This is a genomic window from Saccharothrix algeriensis (assembly GCF_016907655.1).
GTDB classification, from domain to species: Bacteria; Actinomycetota; Actinomycetes; order Mycobacteriales; family Pseudonocardiaceae; genus Actinosynnema; species Actinosynnema algeriense.
In genome coordinates, this window is the sequence record NZ_JAFBCL010000001.1 from 3,220,682 (window position 1) to 3,240,526 (window position 19,845).

General features: G+C 74.9%; 24 protein-coding genes. 11 read left to right on the forward strand and 13 right to left on the reverse strand.

Going from position 1 to position 19,845, the window contains the following annotated elements:
• Nucleotides 1-246 precede the first annotated feature (246 nt).
• Entirely contained in the window at nt 247-1,425 is a 1,179-nt protein-coding gene (locus JOE68_RS14585; RefSeq protein WP_204842886.1) for a VWA domain-containing protein, read from the forward strand.
• Between the two features lie 131 nt (nt 1,426-1,556).
• Here the strand turns inward: JOE68_RS14585 and JOE68_RS14590 are convergent, their stop codons facing one another.
• On the reverse strand, nt 1,557-2,033 hold the full coding sequence (locus tag JOE68_RS14590) for a hypothetical protein (protein WP_204842887.1): 477 nt from the start codon (nt 2,031-2,033) through the stop codon (nt 1,557-1,559).
• 76 nt (nt 2,034-2,109) lie between these two features.
• Nucleotides 2,110-2,583, reverse strand: coding sequence for a hypothetical protein (locus JOE68_RS14595; protein WP_307819684.1), 474 nt, complete (start codon nt 2,581-2,583; stop codon nt 2,110-2,112).
• Nucleotides 2,584-2,725: 142 nt separating this feature from the next.
• On the opposite strand from JOE68_RS14595, the gene JOE68_RS14600 reads away from it, so the two are divergent.
• From JOE68_RS14600 to JOE68_RS14615, 4 genes are all read left to right on the forward strand, one after another.
• On the forward strand, nt 2,726-3,481 hold the full coding sequence (locus JOE68_RS14600; RefSeq protein WP_204842888.1) for a DUF2470 domain-containing protein: 756 nt from the start codon (nt 2,726-2,728) through the stop codon (nt 3,479-3,481).
• Between the two features lie 102 nt (nt 3,482-3,583).
• Entirely contained in the window at nt 3,584-4,366 is a 783-nt protein-coding gene (locus JOE68_RS14605) for a CPBP family intramembrane glutamic endopeptidase (protein WP_307819685.1), read from the forward strand.
• A gap of 99 nt (nt 4,367-4,465) precedes the next feature.
• Nucleotides 4,466-5,710 carry an alpha/beta hydrolase family protein gene (locus JOE68_RS14610; RefSeq protein ID WP_204842889.1) on the forward strand — a complete coding sequence of 415 codons (1,245 nt, stop codon included), beginning with the start codon at nt 4,466-4,468 and terminating at the stop codon, nt 5,708-5,710.
• 25 nt (nt 5,711-5,735) lie between these two features.
• Nucleotides 5,736-6,395 (forward strand): GOLPH3/VPS74 family protein, encoded by a 660-nt coding sequence (locus JOE68_RS14615; RefSeq protein WP_204842890.1) that lies wholly within the window; start codon nt 5,736-5,738, stop codon nt 6,393-6,395.
• Here the strand turns inward: JOE68_RS14615 and JOE68_RS14620 are convergent.
• Together JOE68_RS14620 and JOE68_RS14625 are read right to left on the reverse strand one after the other, a co-directional pair.
• Nucleotides 6,392-8,446, reverse strand: coding sequence for a caspase, EACC1-associated type (locus JOE68_RS14620; RefSeq protein ID WP_204842891.1), 2,055 nt, complete (start codon nt 8,444-8,446; stop codon nt 6,392-6,394). The two genes, JOE68_RS14615 and JOE68_RS14620, sit on opposite strands and share 4 nt — an antisense overlap.
• A 1-nt stretch (nt 8,447) precedes the next feature.
• Entirely contained in the window at nt 8,448-8,807 is a 360-nt protein-coding gene (locus JOE68_RS14625) for a hypothetical protein (protein ID WP_204842892.1), read from the reverse strand.
• Between the two features lie 194 nt (nt 8,808-9,001).
• On the opposite strand from JOE68_RS14625, the gene JOE68_RS14630 reads away from it, so the two are divergent.
• Complete coding sequence (locus JOE68_RS14630) at nt 9,002-10,249, forward strand: arginine deiminase (RefSeq protein ID WP_204842893.1); 1,248 nt, start codon at nt 9,002-9,004, stop codon at nt 10,247-10,249.
• A 96-nt stretch (nt 10,250-10,345) separates the two neighbouring features.
• Nucleotides 10,346-10,903 carry a ferritin gene (locus JOE68_RS14635; RefSeq protein WP_204842894.1) on the forward strand — a complete coding sequence of 186 codons (558 nt, stop codon included), beginning with the start codon at nt 10,346-10,348 and terminating at the stop codon, nt 10,901-10,903.
• A 90-nt stretch (nt 10,904-10,993) separates the two neighbouring features.
• On the opposite strand, the gene JOE68_RS14640 is transcribed toward JOE68_RS14635, so the two are convergent.
• The 6 genes from JOE68_RS14640 to JOE68_RS14665 all read right to left on the reverse strand — a co-directional run bounded on the left by JOE68_RS14640 (nt 10,994) and on the right by JOE68_RS14665 (nt 14,890).
• A complete protein-coding gene (locus tag JOE68_RS14640; protein WP_204842895.1) occupies nt 10,994-11,512 on the reverse strand; it encodes a hypothetical protein in 519 nt (172 codons plus the stop codon).
• 2 nt (nt 11,513-11,514) lie between these two features.
• A complete protein-coding gene (locus JOE68_RS14645; RefSeq protein WP_204842896.1) occupies nt 11,515-12,156 on the reverse strand; it encodes a hypothetical protein in 642 nt (213 codons plus the stop codon).
• Nucleotides 12,143-12,670 carry a SigE family RNA polymerase sigma factor gene (locus JOE68_RS14650; protein ID WP_204842897.1) on the reverse strand — a complete coding sequence of 176 codons (528 nt, stop codon included), beginning with the start codon at nt 12,668-12,670 and terminating at the stop codon, nt 12,143-12,145. The genes JOE68_RS14645 and JOE68_RS14650 overlap by 14 nt, the downstream gene beginning before the upstream one ends.
• Nucleotides 12,671-12,817: 147 nt before the next feature.
• Nucleotides 12,818-13,144 (reverse strand): DUF952 domain-containing protein, encoded by a 327-nt coding sequence (locus JOE68_RS14655; RefSeq protein WP_204842898.1) that lies wholly within the window; start codon nt 13,142-13,144, stop codon nt 12,818-12,820.
• Between the two features lie 77 nt (nt 13,145-13,221).
• Complete coding sequence (locus JOE68_RS14660; protein WP_204842899.1) at nt 13,222-14,166, reverse strand: DUF5926 family protein; 945 nt, start codon at nt 14,164-14,166, stop codon at nt 13,222-13,224.
• A gap of 16 nt (nt 14,167-14,182) precedes the next feature.
• A complete protein-coding gene (locus tag JOE68_RS14665; RefSeq protein ID WP_204842900.1) occupies nt 14,183-14,890 on the reverse strand; it encodes a glycerophosphodiester phosphodiesterase in 708 nt (235 codons plus the stop codon).
• 132 nt (nt 14,891-15,022) lie between these two features.
• Between JOE68_RS14665 and JOE68_RS14670 the strand changes: the two genes are divergently transcribed.
• Nucleotides 15,023-16,213, forward strand: coding sequence for a cytochrome P450 (locus tag JOE68_RS14670; RefSeq protein ID WP_307819686.1), 1,191 nt, complete (start codon nt 15,023-15,025; stop codon nt 16,211-16,213).
• A 12-nt stretch (nt 16,214-16,225) separates the two neighbouring features.
• Here JOE68_RS14670 and JOE68_RS14675 read toward each other — a convergent pair whose 3' ends face one another.
• From JOE68_RS14675 to JOE68_RS14685, 3 genes are all read right to left on the reverse strand, one after another.
• Nucleotides 16,226-17,242, reverse strand: coding sequence for a glycerophosphodiester phosphodiesterase (locus JOE68_RS14675; protein WP_204842902.1), 1,017 nt, complete (start codon nt 17,240-17,242; stop codon nt 16,226-16,228).
• 73 nt (nt 17,243-17,315) lie between these two features.
• Complete coding sequence (locus tag JOE68_RS14680; RefSeq protein ID WP_204842903.1) at nt 17,316-17,516, reverse strand: DUF397 domain-containing protein; 201 nt, start codon at nt 17,514-17,516, stop codon at nt 17,316-17,318.
• 8 nt (nt 17,517-17,524) lie between these two features.
• Nucleotides 17,525-18,349 (reverse strand): helix-turn-helix domain-containing protein, encoded by an 825-nt coding sequence (locus JOE68_RS14685; RefSeq protein ID WP_307819687.1) that lies wholly within the window; start codon nt 18,347-18,349, stop codon nt 17,525-17,527.
• 90 nt (nt 18,350-18,439) lie between these two features.
• On the opposite strand from JOE68_RS14685, the gene JOE68_RS14690 reads away from it, so the two are divergent.
• The 3 genes from JOE68_RS14690 (at nt 18,440) to JOE68_RS14700 (ending at nt 19,803) form a co-directional block, all read left to right on the forward strand.
• Nucleotides 18,440-18,709: a hypothetical protein gene (locus tag JOE68_RS14690; protein WP_204842904.1), complete on the forward strand. Its 270-nt coding sequence runs from the start codon at nt 18,440-18,442 to the stop codon at nt 18,707-18,709.
• Nucleotides 18,710-18,776: 67 nt separating this feature from the next.
• Nucleotides 18,777-19,286, forward strand: coding sequence for a SigE family RNA polymerase sigma factor (locus tag JOE68_RS14695; protein ID WP_204842905.1), 510 nt, complete (start codon nt 18,777-18,779; stop codon nt 19,284-19,286).
• The gene (locus JOE68_RS14700; RefSeq protein ID WP_204842906.1) at nt 19,279-19,803 is read left to right on the forward strand and encodes a hypothetical protein; all 525 of its coding nucleotides are present in this window, start codon (nt 19,279-19,281) and stop codon (nt 19,801-19,803) included. Before JOE68_RS14695 ends, JOE68_RS14700 begins: the two co-directional genes overlap by 8 nt.
• Nucleotides 19,804-19,845 lie beyond the last annotated feature (42 nt).

The window sequence follows — 19,845 nt, forward strand, 5'->3', positions numbered from 1 at the left end:
GTCCCACGCGACGCGCGAACACCCGACCAGGCCGCAGGCGACGCGCGAACACCCGGCCCGCCCCCACACGACGCGCGAACACCCGACCGGGTCGCGGGCGACGCGCCGGCCCGCACCGCGGGCCCCGGGCCGGGGGCGCGGAGCCCCACCCCCGCCCGCCGGCCCCCGACCCCGACCGCGCCCCGGTGCGCGGACGAGCGCCGGGGGCTCCCCCGCCCCCACCCGCCACCGGACCGAGGAGACGCCGTGACCGAAGACCTCGAACGCCTCCGCCGCTGGCGCCTGCTGCTCGGCGGGGCGGCCGGCGACCTGGGCGGCCCCCTCGGTGAGGACGACCGCCGCCGCGACGCCGCCCTCACCGGCCTCTACGGCGGCGGCGCGCCGTCGGACGCCCCGGACGCCGGCGGCAAGCGCGGCGCCGGCCTCGGCGGCTCCTCGCCGGTCCTGCACCGGTGGCTGGGCGACATCCGCGCGTACTTCCCGACCTCCGTCGTCCAGGTCATGCAGCGCGACGCCGTCGACCGCCTGGGCCTGCGGCAGCTCCTGCTCGAACCGGAGCTGCTGGCCGGCGTCGAACCGGACATCGGCCTGGTGGGCACGCTGGTGTCGCTGTCCTCCGCCATCCCCGCCCGCACCAGGGAGACCGCGCGGGCGGTGGTGCGCAAGGTCGTGGAGGACATCGAGCGCAGGCTCGCCGACCGCCTCCTGGCCGCCGTGCACGGCGCGGTCGACCGCTCCCGGCGCACCAGCCGCCCCCGCCCGGCCGACGTGGACTGGGCCCGCACGATCCGCGCGAACCTCCGGCACTACCAGCCCGAGCAGCGCACGGTCGTCGTCCAGGACCTGGTCGGCAACACCCGCCGCAGCCGCGCCGCCGCGCTCAAGGACGTGGTCCTGCTGGTCGACCAGTCGGGGTCGATGGCCGAGTCGGTGGTCTACTCGGCGGTCCTGGGCGCGAGCCTCGCGTCGCTGCGCTCCGTCGACACCAGGCTGGTCGTGTTCGACACCGAGGTGGTCGACCTGACCGAGCAGCTGAAGGACCCGGTGGACCTGCTGTTCTCGACCCAGCTCGGCGGCGGCACGGACATCAACCGCGCGGTCGCGTACGGGCAGTCGCTGGTGCGCCGCCCGTCGGACACGGTCATGGTGCTGATCAGCGACCTGTACGAGGGCGGCGTGGCGCAGGAGCTGCAGCGGCGGGTCCGCGAGCTGGTGCGGAGCGGGGTCGCGGTCGTGGTCCTGCTGGCCCTGTCGGACAGCGGCACGCCCGCCTACGACCACGAGCTGGCGGCGAAGCTGTCCGAGCTGGGCGCGCCGGCGTTCGCGTGCACCCCGGACCGCTTCCCGGACCTGCTGGCGACGGCGCTGCGCAAGGAGGACGTCGCCGCCTGGGCGGAGCGCAACGACATCCCGGTCGGCCGCTGACCCGCGCCGGGCGCGCCGACGCCCGGTCCGCCGATCACCGCCGCCGGATCAGGACCACCGGATCAGGACCGCCGGGTCACCGCCGCCGGATCAGGACTGCCGGATCACCGCGCGGCGCCGCCCGGCCACCGCTACCGGATCACGACGCGGCCGAGGGTCAGGAACGGCGTGCCGCGGGTCAGCACGGCGGTCCGGCCGCGGTCGTCCGGCCCGGCCAGCCACAGCCGCCCGGTGCGCCGCACCTGCTCGCGCACGCGCTCGGGCATCTCCGGCAGCCGCAGGAACGTCCGGTCCGAGTCGGCGGTCTCCAGGAAAGCCTGCCGGCCCACCCGCGTCCTGCCGGGGACGAACGACACCGCCACCTGGTGCCAGGGGAACGCCCCGGCGAGGCGGCGCACCGCGCGCCTGCTGAAGAAGTGCCGCAGCCCCGGCGCCGCGAGTTCGACGCACAGCGGGGACAGCACGAACACCCAGTGGGAGCCGATCCGGAGCGACACCAGCCACAGCACGACGAACGACAGCAGCGCGAGCCCGATGAACCCCGCCGCGCGCTGGTCGGCGCGGGTAAGGCAGCGCTTGGTCCACTCCTCGCCCACCACTGCTCCCACACAACCAGAAGTTCCCGTCACCGACCCGGGTAGCCGGAGAGATGATCACCAAAACCGATCGGGGGGAATCTCACCCTCACCGCCGCCGCACCCGCGCCGGGAACAGCCGCGGCACGCCCCGGAACGTCACCACCGTGTTGCCCGCCCGGTCCGGCGCGACCAGCCACGCCCGCCGGTGCCGGCTGATCCGGCCGCGCACCAGCGGTCCGGCGCTGACGTCCAGCACCGCGGGCCGGGCGCCGTGCACGACGAGCAGCCCGTTGCGCCAGTGCACCCGCGCGTACTGCCACTCGCGGTCGGCCATCACCCGCGCGAGCGGTTGCCGGCGGGTCGACGCGAGCACCAGCACGGCGACCGACAGCACCAGCAGCACCGCGGGCAGCTCGGACGACACGTCGGCCAGGAACACCAGCGCCAGCTGGCCGAAGAACGCGAGCACGCCGAGGAGGACCCAGCCGAACGCCCGTCGACCCGCGGTCTCCAGGCAGTGCAGGGTCCACTCGTCGTCGAGAGCCGCTCCTCCGGTGGACGGCTCGTCGGGCACGGCCACGGCCACCTCCGCCCAGGCGGCACCCAGATTAGGACCGCGGGGGCCGCGCCGTCAGCGGGCGGGGGCGAACCGGTCCGTCGATCGTGGGACTTCCGCCCGTGCCCGCTCCAAGTTAGGCTCGCCTAACTAGAGGAGGTGAGCGGTGACCGAGAACCGTCGACCGCCCGCCCCGCACCCCGCGGAGCGCGCGCGCACCATCGCCGCCAGGGGCGGGCGCGCGGCCCTGCTGCCGTCGGACGGCACGGACGACCGGGTCGTCCCGGTGCTGCACCACGTGCACGCCGCGGGCGAGGTGACGCTGCTGCTGCCCGAGGAGCACCCGCTGGCCGCGGCGGCGGGCGGCGCCGAGATCACCGTCATGCTGGAGGTCGCCGACCACGCGCCCGTGCCGCTGCGCGAGCCGGTGCGCGGCCTGCTGTGGATCACCGGCTGGCTGCGCACCCTGAACGCGCGCGAAGCCCGCGCCGCGAGCCTGGAGGTGGCCGACGAGCGCCCGGACCCGCGCCTGCTGGACGTGGGCCACGGCGCGGCCGTGCTCCGGCTGTCCCCGGCGTCGCTGGTGGTGGCCGACGCCGAGGGCACGACGTCGCTGCGCCCGGAGCTGTTCGCCCAGGCCGACCCGGACCCGTTCCACCACCACGAGGACCACTGGCTGCGGCACCTGGAGCTGTCGCACCGGGACGTCGTGGGCCTGCTCGCCCAGCACCTGCCGGACGGGCTGCGCGGCGGCCACGTCCGGCCGCTGGGGCTGGACCGGTTCGGCCTGCGGCTGCGGGTGGAGACCGCCGACGAGGACCACGACGTGCGGATCGCGTTCTCCCACCCGGTGGCGACGCCGGGCGAACTGGCCGTGGAGCTGCGCCGGCTGATGGGCTGCCCGTTCCTCGCGCAGCGCTGACCCGGCGCCGCCCCGACCCACCGCCCACCCACGCCACCGCCCCGCGCCACCGCCGCCCCGACCCACCGTCCGTCGCGCGGCCGGCGCGGTTAACCTGCGCGAGTGATCGAGGAACCGGCCCACCGCGGGTACGTCGAGGGACCGGCCCGCCGCGGGTACCAGGTCGAGGTCCTGCTCGTCTTCGCCGTCACGCTGGGCCTGTCGGGGCTGCGCAGCCTGGTGCGGCTGCTGGACAGCCTGCTCAGGCCGCAGCCGCTGAACCAGCAGTCGGTGGCGATCAACGTGCCGCAGGCCCGGTTCGACCTGCTGGACCTGCTCGCGCAGCTGCTCGGGGTGGTGCAGCTGGCCGCGTGGGGCGGCCTGGGCCTGTACCTGCTGTGGCGCAGCGGCACGCGGCTGCGGGCGCTGGGCCTGGACCGGGCGCGGATCGGCCCCGACGCGCTGGGCAGCCTCGGGCTGGCCGCGGTGATCGGCATCCCCGGGCTGGCCTTCTACCTCGTCGCCTGGAAGCTGGGCCTCAACCTGGCCGTGCAGCCGTCCACCCTGGACGAGTCGTGGTGGCGCAGCGTCGTGCTGGTCCTGTCCGCCGCGGGCAACGCGTGGGCGGAGGAGGTGCTGGTCGTCGGTTACCTGATCACGCGCCTGCGGCAGCTCGGCTGGCGGGACGACACGGCCCTGGTCGCCAGCGCTGTCCTGCGCGGCTCCTACCACCTGTACCAGGGCTTCGGCGGGTTCGTCGGCAACGTCGTCATGGGCCTGGTGTTCGGCAAGGTCTGGCAGCGCACCAACCGGTTGTGGGTGCTCGTGATCGCGCACGCCCTGCTCGACGTGGTCGCGTTCGTCGGCTACACCGCGCTGCGCGGGACGGTGTCCTGGCTCCCCTGATCCTCCTCGCGGAGGACCACGGCTCAACCGACAGGCCGACGCGCGCGCGGACCTCCCCTTGCCAGCATGGGGCGCGCCGCCACGAAGAGGGGATCCACCGTGTCCACAACGCACAGACGCGTGCTCGGCCTGACCGCGGGCATCGCGGTCGCCGCAGCCCTGCTCGCCCCACCGGCCTCCGCCGGGACCACCGGGGTGCAGCTCACCACGCCGCCGCTGAGCGGCCGGCACCCGGTCGGGACGGTCGACCTGCACCTGGTGGACAGCCGCCAGGACCCGTGGCGGCCGGCCGACAAGCGCGAGCTGATGGTCACCGTCACCTACCCCGCCCACCGCGACGGGCCGCGGGCCACCTGGATGACGCCGGGCGTCGCGGGCGTGATCGACGGGGTGGCCTCCAGCCCCGACCTGCTCGACGTGCCGCGCGGCTCCGTCGACTGGGGTTCGGCCAAGCGCCGAGCCCGCACCGGCGCCACCGCCGAGCGCACCCGCGGCGGTTGGCCGGTCGTGCTGTTCTCGCACGGCCTCGGCGGTTCCAAGGAGCTGAACGCGGGCCTGACCGACGACCTGGCCAGCCGCGGCTACGTCGTCGCGTCCCTCTCGCACACGCACGAGGCCGCCGCCGTGGAGTTCCCCGACGGGCGCGTGGCGGTCGGCAGCGTCGACCCGGAGGACGCGGCGGCCCGCAAGACCGCGATCGACGCCAGGGTCGCCGACAGCCGGTTCGTGCTGGACCAGCTGACCCGGCTCGACCGGGGCGACAACCCCGACGCCGAGCGCGACCCGCTGCCGCGCGGGCTGGCGGGCTCGCTGGACCTGTCGCGGGTCGGCATGGCGGGCCACTCCTACGGCGGCTACACCGCGGGCGAGACGATGCACCACGACCGCCGGTTCGACGCGGGGGTCAACATCGACGGCGCGATGGGCTGGGGCGAGGTCGGCGAGGTGGTGGAGCACGGCCTGGACCGGCCGTTCATGCTGGTGGGCGGTGACTTCGTGGACCCGGGGACCGGCGGGAAGCTGGAGCACTCGCACGTCGACACCCGGCTGGACCCGACCTGGGGGCAGTTCTGGCCCAACCAGCGCGCCTGGAAGCGCGACCTGCACTTCGACCGGTCCACGCACTACAGCTTCACCGACCTGCAGTTCATCACCCCGCAGGTGCGGGCGCTGCTCAAGCCCGGCCGGGAGGAGGAGCTGGTCGGCCGAGTCGACGCGCGCCGCTCGCTGGCCGCGCAGCACGACTACCTCGCCGGTTTCTTCGACCTGCACCTGAAGCGCCGCGACCGCGGCCTGTTCGACCGCGGGCCCGCGCGGCACCCGGACACGAGGTTCATCGCCTGACCTGCGGCCCACCTAGGGTGGACCCATGCTGACCCTCGCCGACGAGCTGGCCCTGCTGGCCCACGACGACGACGGCGCCCGCCGGCTGGGCCGTCCAGCCCTGGACTACGGCCTGGCCGGCGCGGTGCTGGTCGAGCTGGCCATCGCGGGCCGGATCGACGTGGTCGACCGGCGGGTGGCGGCGCTGAGCACCGCGCGGATCGGCCACGACGTGCTGGACGAGGCGCTGACCCGGATCGCGGACGACCGGCTGCGCAAGCCCGAGGAGTGGGTCGAGCGGCTCGCCAAGGGCCTGGTCGACCGGGTGCTCGACGGCCTGGCCGAGGACGAGGTGCTGCGCCGGGAGCAGGACCGCGTGCTGTGGGTGTTCCCGCGCACCCGCTTCCCGTCGCCGGGCGGCGTCGAACCGCCGCTGGAGACCGAGGTGCGCCGCCGGCTGGTGGCGGCCGTCGCGACCGACGCCCCGGTGGACCCGCGCACGGCGGCCCTGTGCGGGCTGATCAAGGCGGTGCGGTTCGACCGCGAGGTGTTCGCCGGCCGGCCCCGCGACCGCGTGAAGGCCCGGCTGGAGGCCGTCACCGGGGGCGAGTGGGCCGCCGACGCGATCCGCGAGGCGATCGACCGGCTCCAGGCGGCCCTGACCACCGTCATGGTCACCGCGGTGGAGCCGACGGCCTCCGGCTAGGCCACCAGCAGGAAGCGCTCGGCCGTCCGCGCGGCGGCGGCGACCACGGCGCGGGCCGTCCCCGCCGAGTCGATCAGCCCCGGGTCGAGGTCGCGCGGCTCCACCGCCGAGTTCCCGGCGATCCGGCGGGACGGCTCGGCCAGCGCGCCGGCCAGCGCGCGCCACCCCGCCGCCTCGGCGGGCGGCCCGGTCGCCGCGCCCGCGAGCCGCTCGCCCAGCTCCCGCAGCCCGACGCCCGCGCCGCGCAGCACCCCGTCCCGCGCCGCGCTGCGCACCGCCCGCACGGTCCGCCGCACCCGTGGCACGTCCGCCGCCGGCGCGCGGATGATCCCGGCCGCGGCGACGCCCTCCCCGGCGCCGGCCGTCCCGATCACCGTCGTGTCCCCCTCGGTCACCACGACCCGCGCCGCGTGCCCGAACGAGCCCTCGTCCGCCCCGTGGAGCGTGTCGGAGTCCTGCACCCGGCAGCCGACCACGGCCGGCAGCCCCGCCGGCACCCCGCCGGCCACCACGACCACCCGACCGCCCAGCCGCGACAGCAGCCGCGCCGACACCGGGTCGGGCACCTCGGCGCACACCACGAGCAGGGCGAGGTCGTCCCCGTTCCCGAGCCGGTCCAGCGCCTCCAGCACCCGCTGCGGCAGCACGCCCGCGAACAGCAGCACCCGCGCGTCGGACAGCACCGCCTCCCGCCGCGCGCGGTCGGTCGCGAACCACGCGGAGGCGTAGCCCTGCTCGAACCGCAGCCCGGCGGTGAACTCGTGGTGCAGCCCGGGCCGCGGGTTCTCCCCGACCAGCACCGCGCCGCGCCACCCGGTCACCGCCACCACCCGGTCCACCACGTCGCCGATCTCCGCGCTCCCGGCGGCGGCCGACGCCAGCCGCGCCACGTCGGCCGGCTCCAGCGGGGCGGCCGCCCGGAGCAGCGCGTCCGCCGCGCCCGCCGCCGCTCGCACGCCGTGCAACAGCCGGACGGGGTCGTGCCCGTCCCGCATCGCCCCGATCAGCCGCGTGATCGCGCCCTGCGCCACCGCGACCGCCGACGCGCCGCCGTCCCCGCACGCCAGGTGCACCTCGGAGACCAGCTCGCGCACGTAGGCGGCGCCCAGCGAGTCGCGCGGGTCGTCCGGCCGGAACGCGGCGGCGATCGCGGCGGCGTCGGCCAGCTCCACCGGCCGCCCGTCCACCAGCACGACCGACCGCCTGCCCCACGGCCCGAGCGTCCGGCACACCGGCTCGGCCGCCGCCCGGAACCCGCGCGCCACCAGCAGCTGGCCGGGGGTGTAGGAGGCCGAGCGGCGCACCGCCGCGGGCGCCGACCCGCCCGCGCGGGCCAGCCGCAGCGGCGGGCCCGCGGACTGCGCGAAGAACTGCGGGGTCTGGTCCGAGCGGCGGGCGCGGACCTCCCGGAACGCGTACGAGAACAGCTCGTTGACGTCGACCCACCCGTCGCCGTCGAGGTCGGCCGCGCCGCCGGCCAGCCCCTCGATCACCACGTCGGTGAACAGCGACGCCCGCGGGGCCTCCAGCGACAGGGTGTCCTCCTCGAAGGCGTACTCGTAGGCGTTGGACGCGGTGAGCACCACGTAGCCCTCGCCCACGTCGTCCAGCACCGCCGACGAGGCGTCCTTGAACCCCTCCACGTACGCGCCGCTGAAGCAGCAGTCCAGCACCAGCACGCGCCCCGCCGCCCGGCAGTCCTCCAGCTGCTCGTTGAGGAACGACCGCGAGACCGCCGTCCCGGCGGGCCGGTCCTGCACGGTGTTGGTCGCCGCGAAGTACAGCCGCCGCGACGCCGTGGTCAGCCCGTGGCAGGAGAAGTACAGCAGCACCAGGTCGTCCGGCGCGCGCGCCGCCAGCACGTCCTCCACCGCCCGGCGGATCTCGTGGTCGGCGGCGTCGCGCAGCACCCGCACCCCGGCGAACCCGCCGACCTCCGGGTCCTCCAGCAGCGCCGCCAGCCGCTCCACGTCCTGCGACGGCGCGCGCAGCCGGTTCAGCCGGACGTCCTCGTACTCCCCGGTCGCGACCAGCAGCGCGTACCGGCCCACCTCACCCCTCGCCGGTCGGCGCGCCGTGCTTGGCCAGCCAGTCCGCGACCAGCGCGCGCTGGGTCCGGGCGTCACCGCCCTGCACGGTGATCGACTCCTCGCCGGACCTGATCACGACTTTGCGGGCGCTGCCGCGCTGCACGAACGCCGTGACCACGGACGCCACCGCCGCCGCGACGGCCGCGGGCACCGCGCCGTTGAGCAGCAGCTCCGAGATCGCCATGCCGGCGCCGCTCTTCGCGCCGGGCGGCGGCGCGGCGGGCGCGCGCCGGGCGTCCACCCGCGCGCCCCGCACCAGTTCCCCGATCAGCATGTCCGTCGCGACCGCGCCGTCCGGCGCGTCGACCGTCAAGTGGAACAAGCAGCCCTCCCCGGTAGGACTCCGATCATCCCAGCAGCGGCAAGGCCAGTCCACGCCACGACGCAACGTTTGACCGCCTGAACCCCCTTCTCCCTTAACGATTTACCGCATTAGGCCGTTCATGCGATCGAGTTGTGCTGAGCTAGGCCACTCAGAGCTGCATGTTTCGCTGAGCACGGGTTACCCTCGTTCACGTGACAGCGCACATCACCCGGACGGAGTCCCGCGACGGAGCGCCGGAGCCGGCGCCCCGCGTCGACAGCGAGGTCGGCCCCCTGCGCACGGTGCTGCTGCACCGGCCGGGCGCCGAGTTGAAGCGCCTGACGCCGCGCAACAACGACCAGCTGCTGTTCGACGGCGTGCCCTGGGTGGACCGGGCCCAGGAGGAGCACGACGCGTTCGCCGAGGTGCTCCGCGGCCGGGGCGTCGAGGTGCTGCTGCTGTCGGACCTGCTGGTGGCGGCCCTGGCGGACGACCGGGCGCGGATCGCCGGCGTCCACAGCGCGGTCAACGAGCGCCGGCTGGGCATCGACCTGGCCGACGTGCTGCGGTCGCACCTGTCGTCCATCGGCCCCGACCAGCTCGCGACCGCGCTGATGACCGGCATGACGTTCGAGGAGCTGCCGGCCGCCGAGGGCGCGTCGCTGGTGCGCAAGATGCACCACCCGCACGACTTCGCCGTCGACCCGCTGCCCAACCTGCTGTTCACCCGCGACTCGTCGGTCTGGGTGGGCGACCGGGTGGCGATCACCTCGCTCGCCCTGCCCGCCCGCGACCGCGAGACGGCCCTGACCGACCTCATCTACGCCTACCACCCGAGGTTCCGCAAGACCGGCCGCGCCTACGGCGCCCACTCCGCGCCCGTCGAGGGCGGCGACGTCCTGCTGCTCGCGCCCGGCGTGCTGGCGATCGGCGTCGGCGAGCGCACCACCCCGGCCGGCGCGGAGTCCTTCGCCCGCTCGGCCCTCAGCGACGGCCTGGCGCACACCGTCCTGGCGGTGCCGATCACCCAGGAGCGCGCCACCATGCACCTGGACACGGTGTGCACGATGGTCGACCGCGACGCGGTGGTGATGTACCCGGCGGTGCGCGACAACCTGTTCGCCTTCCCGGTCCGCTCGGACGGCGACGGCGGCGTCGTGGTGGCCGACCGCGCCCCGTTCCTGGACGCGGCGGCCGAGGCCATGGGCATCGACAAGCTGCGCGTGATCGACACCGGCCTGGACCCGGTCACCGCCGAGCGCGAGCAGTGGGACGACGGCAACAACACCCTCGCCGTCGGGCCCGGCCTCGTCGTCGCCTACGAGCGCAACGTCGAGACCAACGCGCGCCTGGAGGACGCCGGCGTCGAGGTGCTGCGGATCAGCGGCTCGGAACTGGGTTCCGGCCGGGGCGGCCCGCGGTGCATGTCGTGCCCGATCGACCGCGCCGCGCTGGTGTGACAGGAAAGGTTTGCCTCAACGCAGCTTAGGCAAACCATGCCATTATTAGCCTTACCTGCGGTGCATTCAGCAGCACTTCCGACTAATGTCCACGACATGGCCATCAACCTCAAGAAGATCCCTGCCCGCACGTCCAAGTTCCACGACCTGCTCCAGGCCCAGGTCCGGAACGAGCTGACCGCGTCCCAGCAGTACTTGGCCATCGCGGTGTGGTTCGACGGCAACGACCTGCCGCGCCTGGCGGCGCACTTCTACAAGCAGTCGCTGGAAGAGCGCAACCACGCCATGATGATCGTCCAGTACCTGATGGACAACGACCTGAAGGTCGCGATCCCGGGCGTGGACGAGGTCCGCAACGACTTCACCACCGCCCGCGAGCCGGTGGAGCTGGCCCTGGGCCAGGAGAAGGCCGTCACCGAGCAGGTCGTCGAGCTGGCCCGGACCGCCCGCGACGAGGGCGACTACCTCGGCGAGCAGTTCCTCCAGTGGTTCCTCAAGGAGCAGGTGGAGGAGGTGGCGTCGATGACCACGCTGCTGACCGTGATCGACCGCGCGGACGGCAACCTGTTCCACGTGGAGAACTTCCTCGTGCGCGAGGCCGTGGGCGAGGACGCCGACCCGACCGCGCCGCGCGCCGCCGGCGGCGCGCTGTAGGGCACCGCGCGCACGGGGGGCGGGCCGGTCGCCGGCCCGCCCCCCGGCGCATTCACCGGGCGGCGCCGGGAACGGCTCCCGGGCGATTCCTCAGAGCGCGCACGACAACTCCCGGCTGATTCCCATGCTCGTCAGCGTGTCCCCGGCGTTCATGAAGTGGAATTTGTACCGCACGTCACCGCCGACCGCCGCCGTGAATCCGTGCTGGTTCCACTCCACCCCGGGGTGCAGCCGCCGCATCCGGTCGCGGGAATCGCCGATGCGCAACCCGGCCGGGGTCCGCGCGCCCGCCTCGACCCGGATCTCGGCGGCCACGCCGCCGTCCACGCCGACCCACCCGCGGACGCGTTCCAGGGAGCGCACCGGGCACGAGGCCGTGGGCAGCTCGACGGCGCCCCCGACCTCCCCGGTGGCCTCCAGCTCGGCCAGGGTCATCCCCAGCCGGACGCGCCCGACGCCCTCCGGTCCCAGCACGGGCACGTCGTCCACCACCACGGTCTCCACCACGGTGGTCGGCGTCGGGCGCGGCAGGTCCTGCACCCGCCCCGCCGTGCACCCCGCCACGGCGGAGCACCCGGCCACCACCGTCAGGAGCACCGCGGGGACCACCCTCACGAACCTTCGGGACCGCACTCGCTCCCCACCCGCTCGATCCGCACCGCCGTCACCGACCCGCCCGCCACCGGGAACACGTACCGCCAGTCCTCGCCCATGAGCACCACCGCCCGGTCGCCCTCGACCGCCACGCCCGGGTAAGCCCGCCGCACCTCCTGGAGCGAGGACCCCGCGCCGATCCCCGAGGGCGTGTAGCCCAGCGGCGGCAACGTGATCCGCACGACGCCCGATCGGGGCGACACGATGACGGCGTCCCCGGCGTTGTCCTTGGTCGAGTAGGCGACGCACTTCCCCGCGTGGCCGGGCAGCACCAGGGCCCCGGTGGCCCGCGCCTCGGCGTCGGTCATCCCCAGCCGGAAGTTCGCGTGGGCCGGCGGCTCCAGCGCCTGCGGCCCCACCGACACGGTCACCGTCGCCGGGCCGGGCGGCGCGCCCGCCTCGGAGCCGGGGAGGCGCAGGCCGGCCGCCCCGACCGCGCCGCCGAGCAGCACCACCGCCGCCGCCGCGCCCGCCACCCCGACCCGGACCTGCCGCCGACGCCGCGCGCCGGCCACGATCCGGGTGTCCGCGCCGGGCCGCACCGGGAGGTCGAGCCGGTCGTCCCGGAACAGCTCCCGCAGCCGGTCATCCAAGTCCACCCGGCTCACCCCCCGCCTCCAGCCGCCGCCGCAAGGTCGCCATGGCCTTGCTGTTCTGGCTCTTCACCGTCCCGGTCGAGACGCCGAGCGCGTCGGCGATCTCCCGCTCGGAGAGCCCCTCGTAGAACCGGAGCACGACCACCGCGCGCTGCCGCGGCGGCAGCGCGCGCAGCGCCTGCCACAGCGGCTCGTGGTCCAGCCGGTCCTGGCCCGCCGCCGCGACGACGTCCGGGAGGTCGGCGACGAGGTGCTCGCGGCGGTGCCGCCGCCACCGGCTGATGTGGGCGTTGGCCATCGCCCGCCGCGCGTACGCGAGCGGGTCGACGCCCCGGCGCAGCACCGCGGCCCACCGGGCGCCGACCTTCTCCAGCACGGCCTGCACCAGGTCGGCCGCGTCGTGGGGGTTGCCGGTCAGCGCGTGGCCGTAGCGCAACAGGCCCGGCAGCGACATCCGGACGAACTCCCCGAAGTCGTCCCGCACATCCGCCCACCCGGCCGGCAAGACCGCCGTCACCCCGCTCCCCTTCCCGACGGGCCCCCGCGCGCCGTCGGTGGGTTCACGCCCGGAGCGGCCCCCCGGTTGCCCGGCCGGACATCACGGAACGGACAACGACCGGTCGCGCCGGTCCGGCGGCGTCACCGGCCCGGCGCCGCCGGGCGGTCAGAGCACGGGCAGCGGCCGGAACACCCCGTCGGCGTCGGGGGTGAACTCCTGCACCGCCACCACCGCGTCGGCCGGCACCGGGCCGTAGACGTGCGGGAACCAGGGCCCGGACTCGTCGCCGTCGCCCGGTTCCCACAGCACCGGCAGCCCCTCGGGGTCGATCATCAGCACCACCAGGTCGTGCCGCCCCGGGTAGAAGCGGTTCGCCGGCAGGTGCACGGTCCCGGGGTCCGAGCAGTGCACGAACCCGTCCGGGTCGAGCGGGATCGAACCCGACTCCCGGGCGCGGGCCCACTCTTCCCTGGACGAGATCCGGAACAGCATCTGCCACTCCCTGGGGACACGACGGCCGAGTTATCCACAGCCTCCTGTGGACAGACTGGGGGAAAATTGTGGACAACTCACCGCAGGGTGATCTGCCGCCCGCGCAGGCCGTCCCGGGACCGCCGCTCCGCCTCGGTCAGCGGCTCGTCGTCCAGGCTGCCCAGCGCGTCCAGCAGGCGCTTGCCCAGCGCCTCCGCCGGCCCGGCCCACTCGCTGGAGTGCTGCTCCCGGTCCAGGTCCCACACCGGCACCAGCAGCCCGTGCGCCCGGAACGACCCGGCGTAGCGCGAGCCCTCGCCCAGGTCCAGCTCACCGCGGACCGACAGCCGGGCCAGCGCCGCCAGCAGCGTCTCCTCGGGCTCCGGCCGCACCCACCGCAGGTGCGCCTTGTCGCCCGCGTCCACCCAGTACGCGGCCCGCACGCCGGGCGCGGACACCCGCTCGGTGGGCAGGATGGCGGCGTTCGCCCGCTCCAGGGACAGCGCCACGTCGCCGGTGGCCTCGTTCTCCGGCGGCATCCACCACGCGAAGTCGGTGTGCAGCTCGGGCTCGATGTCCGCGTCGACGTCCAGCAGGTCCTGCAGCCGACCCGGGTTCGCGCCGTCGTCGGGGCCCACCACGGGCAGCGCGTCACCGGTCTCCGCGGTCAGCGCCCACTGCACCGCCCGCGCCAGGTCCCGGCTGAGATCACCCGACCGGGTCTGCACCTGGAGCCCGACGAACGCCGTGCCGTCGGCCCGGACCAGCCCGGCGGCGGCCATCGGCAGCACCGAGGCGAGGGTGATCTCGCGCGGCGCGTCCTCCAGCGGCAGCCGGACCGTTGCCGACGGGACGAACTCGCGCAGCGCGATCAGCTCCGCCTCGGCGGCGAGCCCCTGGAACGGGCGGGAGACGATGACGTCCGCCGCTCCGCCGGCCGCGCCGTGGCAGGCTTTGTAGCGCTTGCCGGAGCCACACGGGCACGGCCGGCGCGGGTTGACGCCGTCGGTGGGCTTGTTCTTCACGGCCGTCCGCTTCGCCACCGCCGCCTCCTTCAAGTCAGGGCTGGTCGGGCGTCAAGTTAGCCCCCAGCACCCCGCGCGCCTGCGCCGGGTTGTTGGTCGCGAGGTAGCGCACGCCGCGCTCGGCGCACAGCGCGATGTCGGCGGGCTCGTCCACCGTCCAGCAGTAGGCGCCCGCGCCGCGCCCCGGGTGCCGCTTGAGCAGGCGCAGCCCCGGCCCGGCGAGGTCGGCGAACGGCGGCAGCCGCTCGGGCCAGGAGCGGCCGAGCAGCAGCACCGTCGGGACCCGCGGGGCCAGTGCCTTGAACCGGCGGACCGCCGACGCGGAGAACGACATCATCACCGCGTCCACGCCGCGCCCGGCCAGCGCGGCGGCCAGCCGCCGCTCCACCTCCGCACCCTGCCGCACGGGGTGCTTGGTCTCCACGAACAGCCGCACCCCGCTGCCGGCGACCAGCTCCAGCAGCTCGTCGAGGGTCAGCACCGGCGCGGGCACGCCGCCGTGCCAGCTGCCGAAGTCGTGCCGGCGCAGCTCGGCCAGGGTCAGCGCGCCGACCGCGCCGCTGCCGTCGCTGGTGCGGTCGACGGTGCGGTCGTGGACGCACACCAGGTGCCCGTCCCGGGTCAGCCGGACGTCGCACTCCACCCCGTCCGCGCCCTGGGCGATCGCCAGCTCGTACGCGGCGAGGGTGTGTTCGGGTCGGGCGTGCGACGCCCCGCGGTGAGCGACGAGTTCCGGTGGCACAAGGGGGGATGCTCCTGGTGGAGCACCGAACGGGTCAACCCGGCCACTCGTGGTCACGGCTCGTCCGACCCTTGCCGGAACAACACCGCGGCATTGGACGCGAGCCCTGCTCACCACCTACGGTCCGTGGCCGTGGCCCCCTTCGACCAGCACGACCCGGCCTTCGTCGCCGACCCGTACCCCACCTTCGCGGCGCTGCGCGCCGAGGCCGAGGTGCACCGGCACGAGGAGATGGGCGTCGCCCTGGCGGTGTCCCACGCGGCGGCCTCCGCCGTCCTGCGGCACCGCTCCCTGGGCCGCCTCTGGATCGACGCGCGGCCCGTCGAGCAGTTCACCGGCTTCAACCTCCTGCACCGCAACTCCCTGCTGGAGAACGAGCCGCCCACCCACGGCCGGCTGCGCCGCCTGGTCGCCGCCGCGTTCGGCCGCGGCCACGTCGAGCGCCTGCGCCCGTGGGTCGCCGCCCTGGCCGACCGGCTGGTCGACGGGCTGGTGGAGCGGGTCCGCGCCGAGGGCCGGGCCGACCTGCTCGCCCACGTGGCCGCGCCGCTGCCGGTGGAGGTCATCGCGGAGCTGCTGGGCGTGCCCGCCGGCGACCGCGCGCTGCTGCAGCCGTGGTCCAACGCCATCGTGAAGATGTACGAGTACGACCTCGCGCCGGACAAGCGGGCGGCGGCCGAGCGGGCGTCCACCGAGTTCGTCGCCTACCTGCGCGAGCTGGTCGCGCTGCGGCGCGCGGCGCCCGGCGACGACCTGGTGTCGGACCTGGTGGCCGTCACCGACACCGACGGCGGCAGGCTCAGCGAGGACGAGCTGGTCGCCACCGCGGTCCTGCTGCTCATGGCCGGCCACGAGGCGACGGTCAACGTCATCGGCAACGGCGTGAACGCCCTGCTGACCCACCGCGAGCAGTGGCAGCGCCTGGTGGCGGACCGGTCCCTCCTCCCCACGGCGGTCGAGGAGCTGATCCGCTTCGACTCACCCCTCCAGCTGTTCGAGCGCACCGCCACCGCGCCGGTGGAGATCGCGGGCTTCCGCGTCGAGCCGGGGCAGAGGATCGCCGCCCTGCTCGGCTCGGCCGCCCGCGACCCGCTCGCGTTCGAGCGGCCGGACGACCTGGACGTGGGCCGCGCCCCCAACCCGCACCTGGGGTTCGGCATGGGCATCCACTACTGCCTGGGCGCGCCCCTGGCCCGCATCGAGGTGCAGGCCGCCCTGTCGGCCCTGACGCGCAAGCTGCCCGGCGCCCACCTGGCCGCGCCGGCGCGCCGCCGCGCCGAGTTCGTCATCCGGGGCCTGCACGAGCTGCCGCTGACGGGCTGAACCCGCGCCCGGTCAGCGGTGGGCCCGGTACTTCCGGGGCAGCGGGAGGCCGCGCTCGGCCAGCACGGCGCGCAGCCGGTCCGGGTAGTCGGTGATGATCCCGTCCACGCCGTCGTCGATGAGCTTGCGCATGGTGGCGGGGTCGTTGACCGTCCACGGCACCACCTCGATCCCGCGCGCGTGCGCCTCGTCCACCAGGGCCTTGGTGGTGAAGGGCACGTAGCCGGGGTCGCCCACCGCGCCGTTCTGCGGGTTGCCGTGCACCGGCGAGAGCGCCGACGCGCCGAAGCTGCGCACCGCCTCGACGACGCTGCCCCCGAAGTCCGCCAGGTCCAGCCCGCCGGTCCACGGCGAGCCGGGGCGCAGGAACTCGGGCTGGGTCAGCGCGACCAGCGGCAGGCGGGGCTCCACCCGCCGCCACAGCATGAGCGTGCCCCAGTCGAACGACTGGATGGTCACGTTGCGGGCGAAGCCGGACCTGCGGACCTCCCGCGCGGTGACCGCCACGAACTGCTCGCGCGGCGCGGTCTCGTGCGGGGCGGCGGCCTCGACCTTGGTCTCGATGTTGAACCGCACGTCGTGCGCCCGGTACCGCCGGGCGAGCGCGAACACCTCGGCGAGCGTCGGCATCCGGGCGCCCGGCGACAGGGCCTGGTCCGGGTACTGCGCCCACCGCCGCGACCCGCAGTCCAGGGTGCGGACCTGGGCGAAGGTCAGGTCCTTGACGTAGCGGCCCGCGTAGGGGAAGGCCGGGTCGCCGGGGAACGCCGGGGCCGTGTCGACGCACTTGGCGGGGTTGGTCCGGCGGTCGTGGGTGACGACCTCGCGGCCGTCCCTGGTGATCTGCACGTCCAGTTCGAGCGTGGTCACCCCGACTTCCAGCGCCCTGGCGAACGCGGCGAGCGTGCTCTCGACCGTGAGCCCGATCCCGCCCCGGTGCGCCTGGAGGTCGAACCCGCGCTTCGGGCGCGCCTGCGCGACACCGGACGCCAGCAACGACAGCACGACAACCGCGACGAGTGCCCGCATGGCACCCCAGGCTGTCAGACCGCCCGGCCCGCCCCCAGCCCCGACGGGGGTACGCGAGGTGAACAGCCGGCGATCAGGAACCCAGGCCGCGCAGGAAGAGCGACCACCGGGCGGCCGGGAACGCGAGGAGGCCGGCGCCCGGGTTCTTGGAGTCCCGCACCGCCACGGCCGACCCGGCGACGGCGACCTCGACGCAGTTGGCGTTGCTCGCGCCGTTGCTCCGGCTGCTCTTGCGCCAAGTCGCACCGGAGAGGTCCACAATGGACACAGCCATCGCCTCTTTCACTCGGCCGGAATCCGCTCGATCAGGGCCACCGACCGCTCAGGGCCCAACGCCCGCGAGGCCAGGTGCTCGAACGTCAGTCTAGCTTCCTTGACCTCCGGCTCGTCCTCGATGTGCAGCGCACCGGTCAGGTACTCGATGTAGAGCACATCCGGCTCGGGAGCCTCGAAGGCCAACCGGGTGAAGGCGGTGACCATGCCGTCCAGGATCCCGGCTTCGTTGGGCACCACCTGCAAGGTCACGTTGGGCAGCTCGACCATCTCGCGCAGGTGCGCTAGTTGCTCGCGCATCACACCCGGGCTGCCCACCGCTGTGCGCAGCGCGGCCTCGTGGACGATCGCGTGCAGTCGTAGCGGGTGCTCCGGCTCGGTGAGCCGCTTCTGCCGGATCCGCCGGACCTTTATGTCGTTCTCCAGCCAACGCTTCGTGCGCTTCAGGCGGTGCGCCTCGAACATGGCGCGCATGTACGCCGTCGTCTGGAGCAGGCCGGGAATGATCATCGGCGACAGGTCGTAGACGTGGGTCGCCTCGGTTTCGACGTCGATGTAGCCCTGGTTCTCGATGCCGAAGGTGGTCCACCACCCCTTCTCCCGCGCCTTGATGGTCTGCTCGATCAAATCCGGGTCGAAGCAGTCGTAGACATCCATCATCGACTTGACCAGGTGGACGTCGACCAGCGTCTCACCCCTCTCCATCCGGTGGAGGGCGGACCTGGTCTTGAACAGCGCAGTGGCTGCCTCTTGGAGCGTCATGTGGGCGTCGGCGCGCATCTTCGCCAACTTCCGCCCCAGGCGGCGTCGGCGGAACGGTGGTTGTGTGGGCACAACACCATGATGCCAGTGGAAAATCGAAATGGGGGATTCCCGAGGTTGATCACCTCAAAGTGTGTACGTCCCGCCCGCACAGTGGGCGGCATGGAAGCGAACCTGTTCTCCCTCGTGTCCCAGGCGGACCCGTCGCGGGTCTTCGCGTGGGGCATGGAAGTCCTGGACGACGACCGCACCGCGGCCGTGATCTACCGCCGCGACCCCGACACCGGGCGCAGCCTCGTCGGCCGGCACGACTCCGCCGAAGCCGCCCTCCGCCGCTGGGGCCGGCGCGTGCCGCTGCGCCTCGTCTGGGAGTTCGACGGCGACCTCGGCGACCTCGGCGACGACCGCGACGACGTGTCACCCGTCACTTGAGCAACAGAACGGCGCCGGGCCGCGTGTAGTCAGTGCGCGCGGGCATGACGAGGAGCGGAGACCGGGATTGGGCGACACGGCGTCGTTCGACCAGTTCGTCCACGAGCACCAGCAGGCGCTGATCCGGTACGCCGTGCTGCTCTCGGGCAGCCGGGCGGACGCCGAGGACCTGGTGCAGGAGGTGCTGGTGCGGATCTACCAGCGGTGGGGCGAGCTGGCGGCTTCCACCGGGTCGCCGTACGCCTACGTCCGCCGGGCCGTCACCAACGAGCACCTGTCGTGGCGGCGGCGGTGGAGCACCCGGCACATCCGGTCGGTCGGGACCGACCTGCCCGAGGGCGAGCACCTCGACCGGCGGGACGAGCGCGACGAGCGGCTGTGGCGGCTGCTGGCGCAGCTGCCCCGGCAGCAGCGCGCGGCCGTGGTGCTGCGCTACTACGAGGACCTCACCGACGCGGAGATCGCCGAGGTCCTGGGCTGCCGGCTGCCGACGGTGCGGTCGCACGTCAGCCGCGGGCTGGCGGCCCTGAGGTCGGCGATCGGGATGCCGGAACGCGCGTGGAGGAGCCATGGGTGACTTCGAGGACGACCTGCGCCGCCTGCTCGCCGCCCGCGCCGACCGCGTCCACTCCCACCTGACGGGCCCGGCGATCCGGGCGCGCGCGGCGGCCCGCCCGCGGCGGGGCGCGCTGCGCCGGGGCGCGCCGCTGGTGTCGGCCGCCGCGGTGCTGGCGGTCGTGGCGGTGAGCCTGCTGCTGATCCCCCACGGCCCGCGTTCCTCCGAGCCGGGCCGGCCCGCGACGTCCGGCACGCCCACCACCACCGTGCCGGTCACGCCGACGACCGGCTCGCCGCCGGTGCTGTCGAGCACGACCAAACCGTCCATTCCGGACACCACGACCCTGGCCCCCACCACGACGCCGACCGGAGCGCGCCGCCCCGGCGCCGCCACGACGACCGAAGCGCACCGCAGCAGCACCTCCACGACGACCACCACGTGGCCCGGCGCGGAGTCGGCCGACATGTCGTCGTCGGTGCGCCGGAGCACCACGGGCGGCGGCGTGCCGACCACCACGCCGCGCGGCGGTGGCTGAGCCCCGGCGCGGTGCAACAGATCCGCGCCGGGCCGCGTGGGA

What these genes read in the sequence shown, in the direction of transcription:
- JOE68_RS14615 (WP_204842890.1), top strand. Translation starts at nt 5,736, where the DNA reads ATGCTGACCCTCGCCGACGAGCTGGCCCTGCTGGCCCACGACGACGAC.
- JOE68_RS14635 (WP_204842894.1), top strand. Translation starts at nt 10,346, where the DNA reads ATGGCCATCAACCTCAAGAAGATCCCTGCCCGCACGTCCAAGTTCCAC.
- JOE68_RS14655 (WP_204842898.1), bottom strand. Translation starts at nt 13,144, where the DNA reads ATGCTGTTCCGGATCTCGTCCAGGGAAGAGTGGGCCCGCGCCCGGGAG.
- JOE68_RS14675 (WP_204842902.1), bottom strand. Translation starts at nt 17,242, where the DNA reads ATGCGGGCACTCGTCGCGGTTGTCGTGCTGTCGTTGCTGGCGTCCGGT.
- JOE68_RS14680 (WP_204842903.1), bottom strand. Translation starts at nt 17,516, where the DNA reads ATGGCTGTGTCCATTGTGGACCTCTCCGGTGCGACTTGGCGCAAGAGC.
- JOE68_RS14690 (WP_204842904.1), top strand. Translation starts at nt 18,440, where the DNA reads ATGGAAGCGAACCTGTTCTCCCTCGTGTCCCAGGCGGACCCGTCGCGG.
- JOE68_RS14700 (WP_204842906.1), top strand. Translation starts at nt 19,279, where the DNA reads ATGGGTGACTTCGAGGACGACCTGCGCCGCCTGCTCGCCGCCCGCGCC.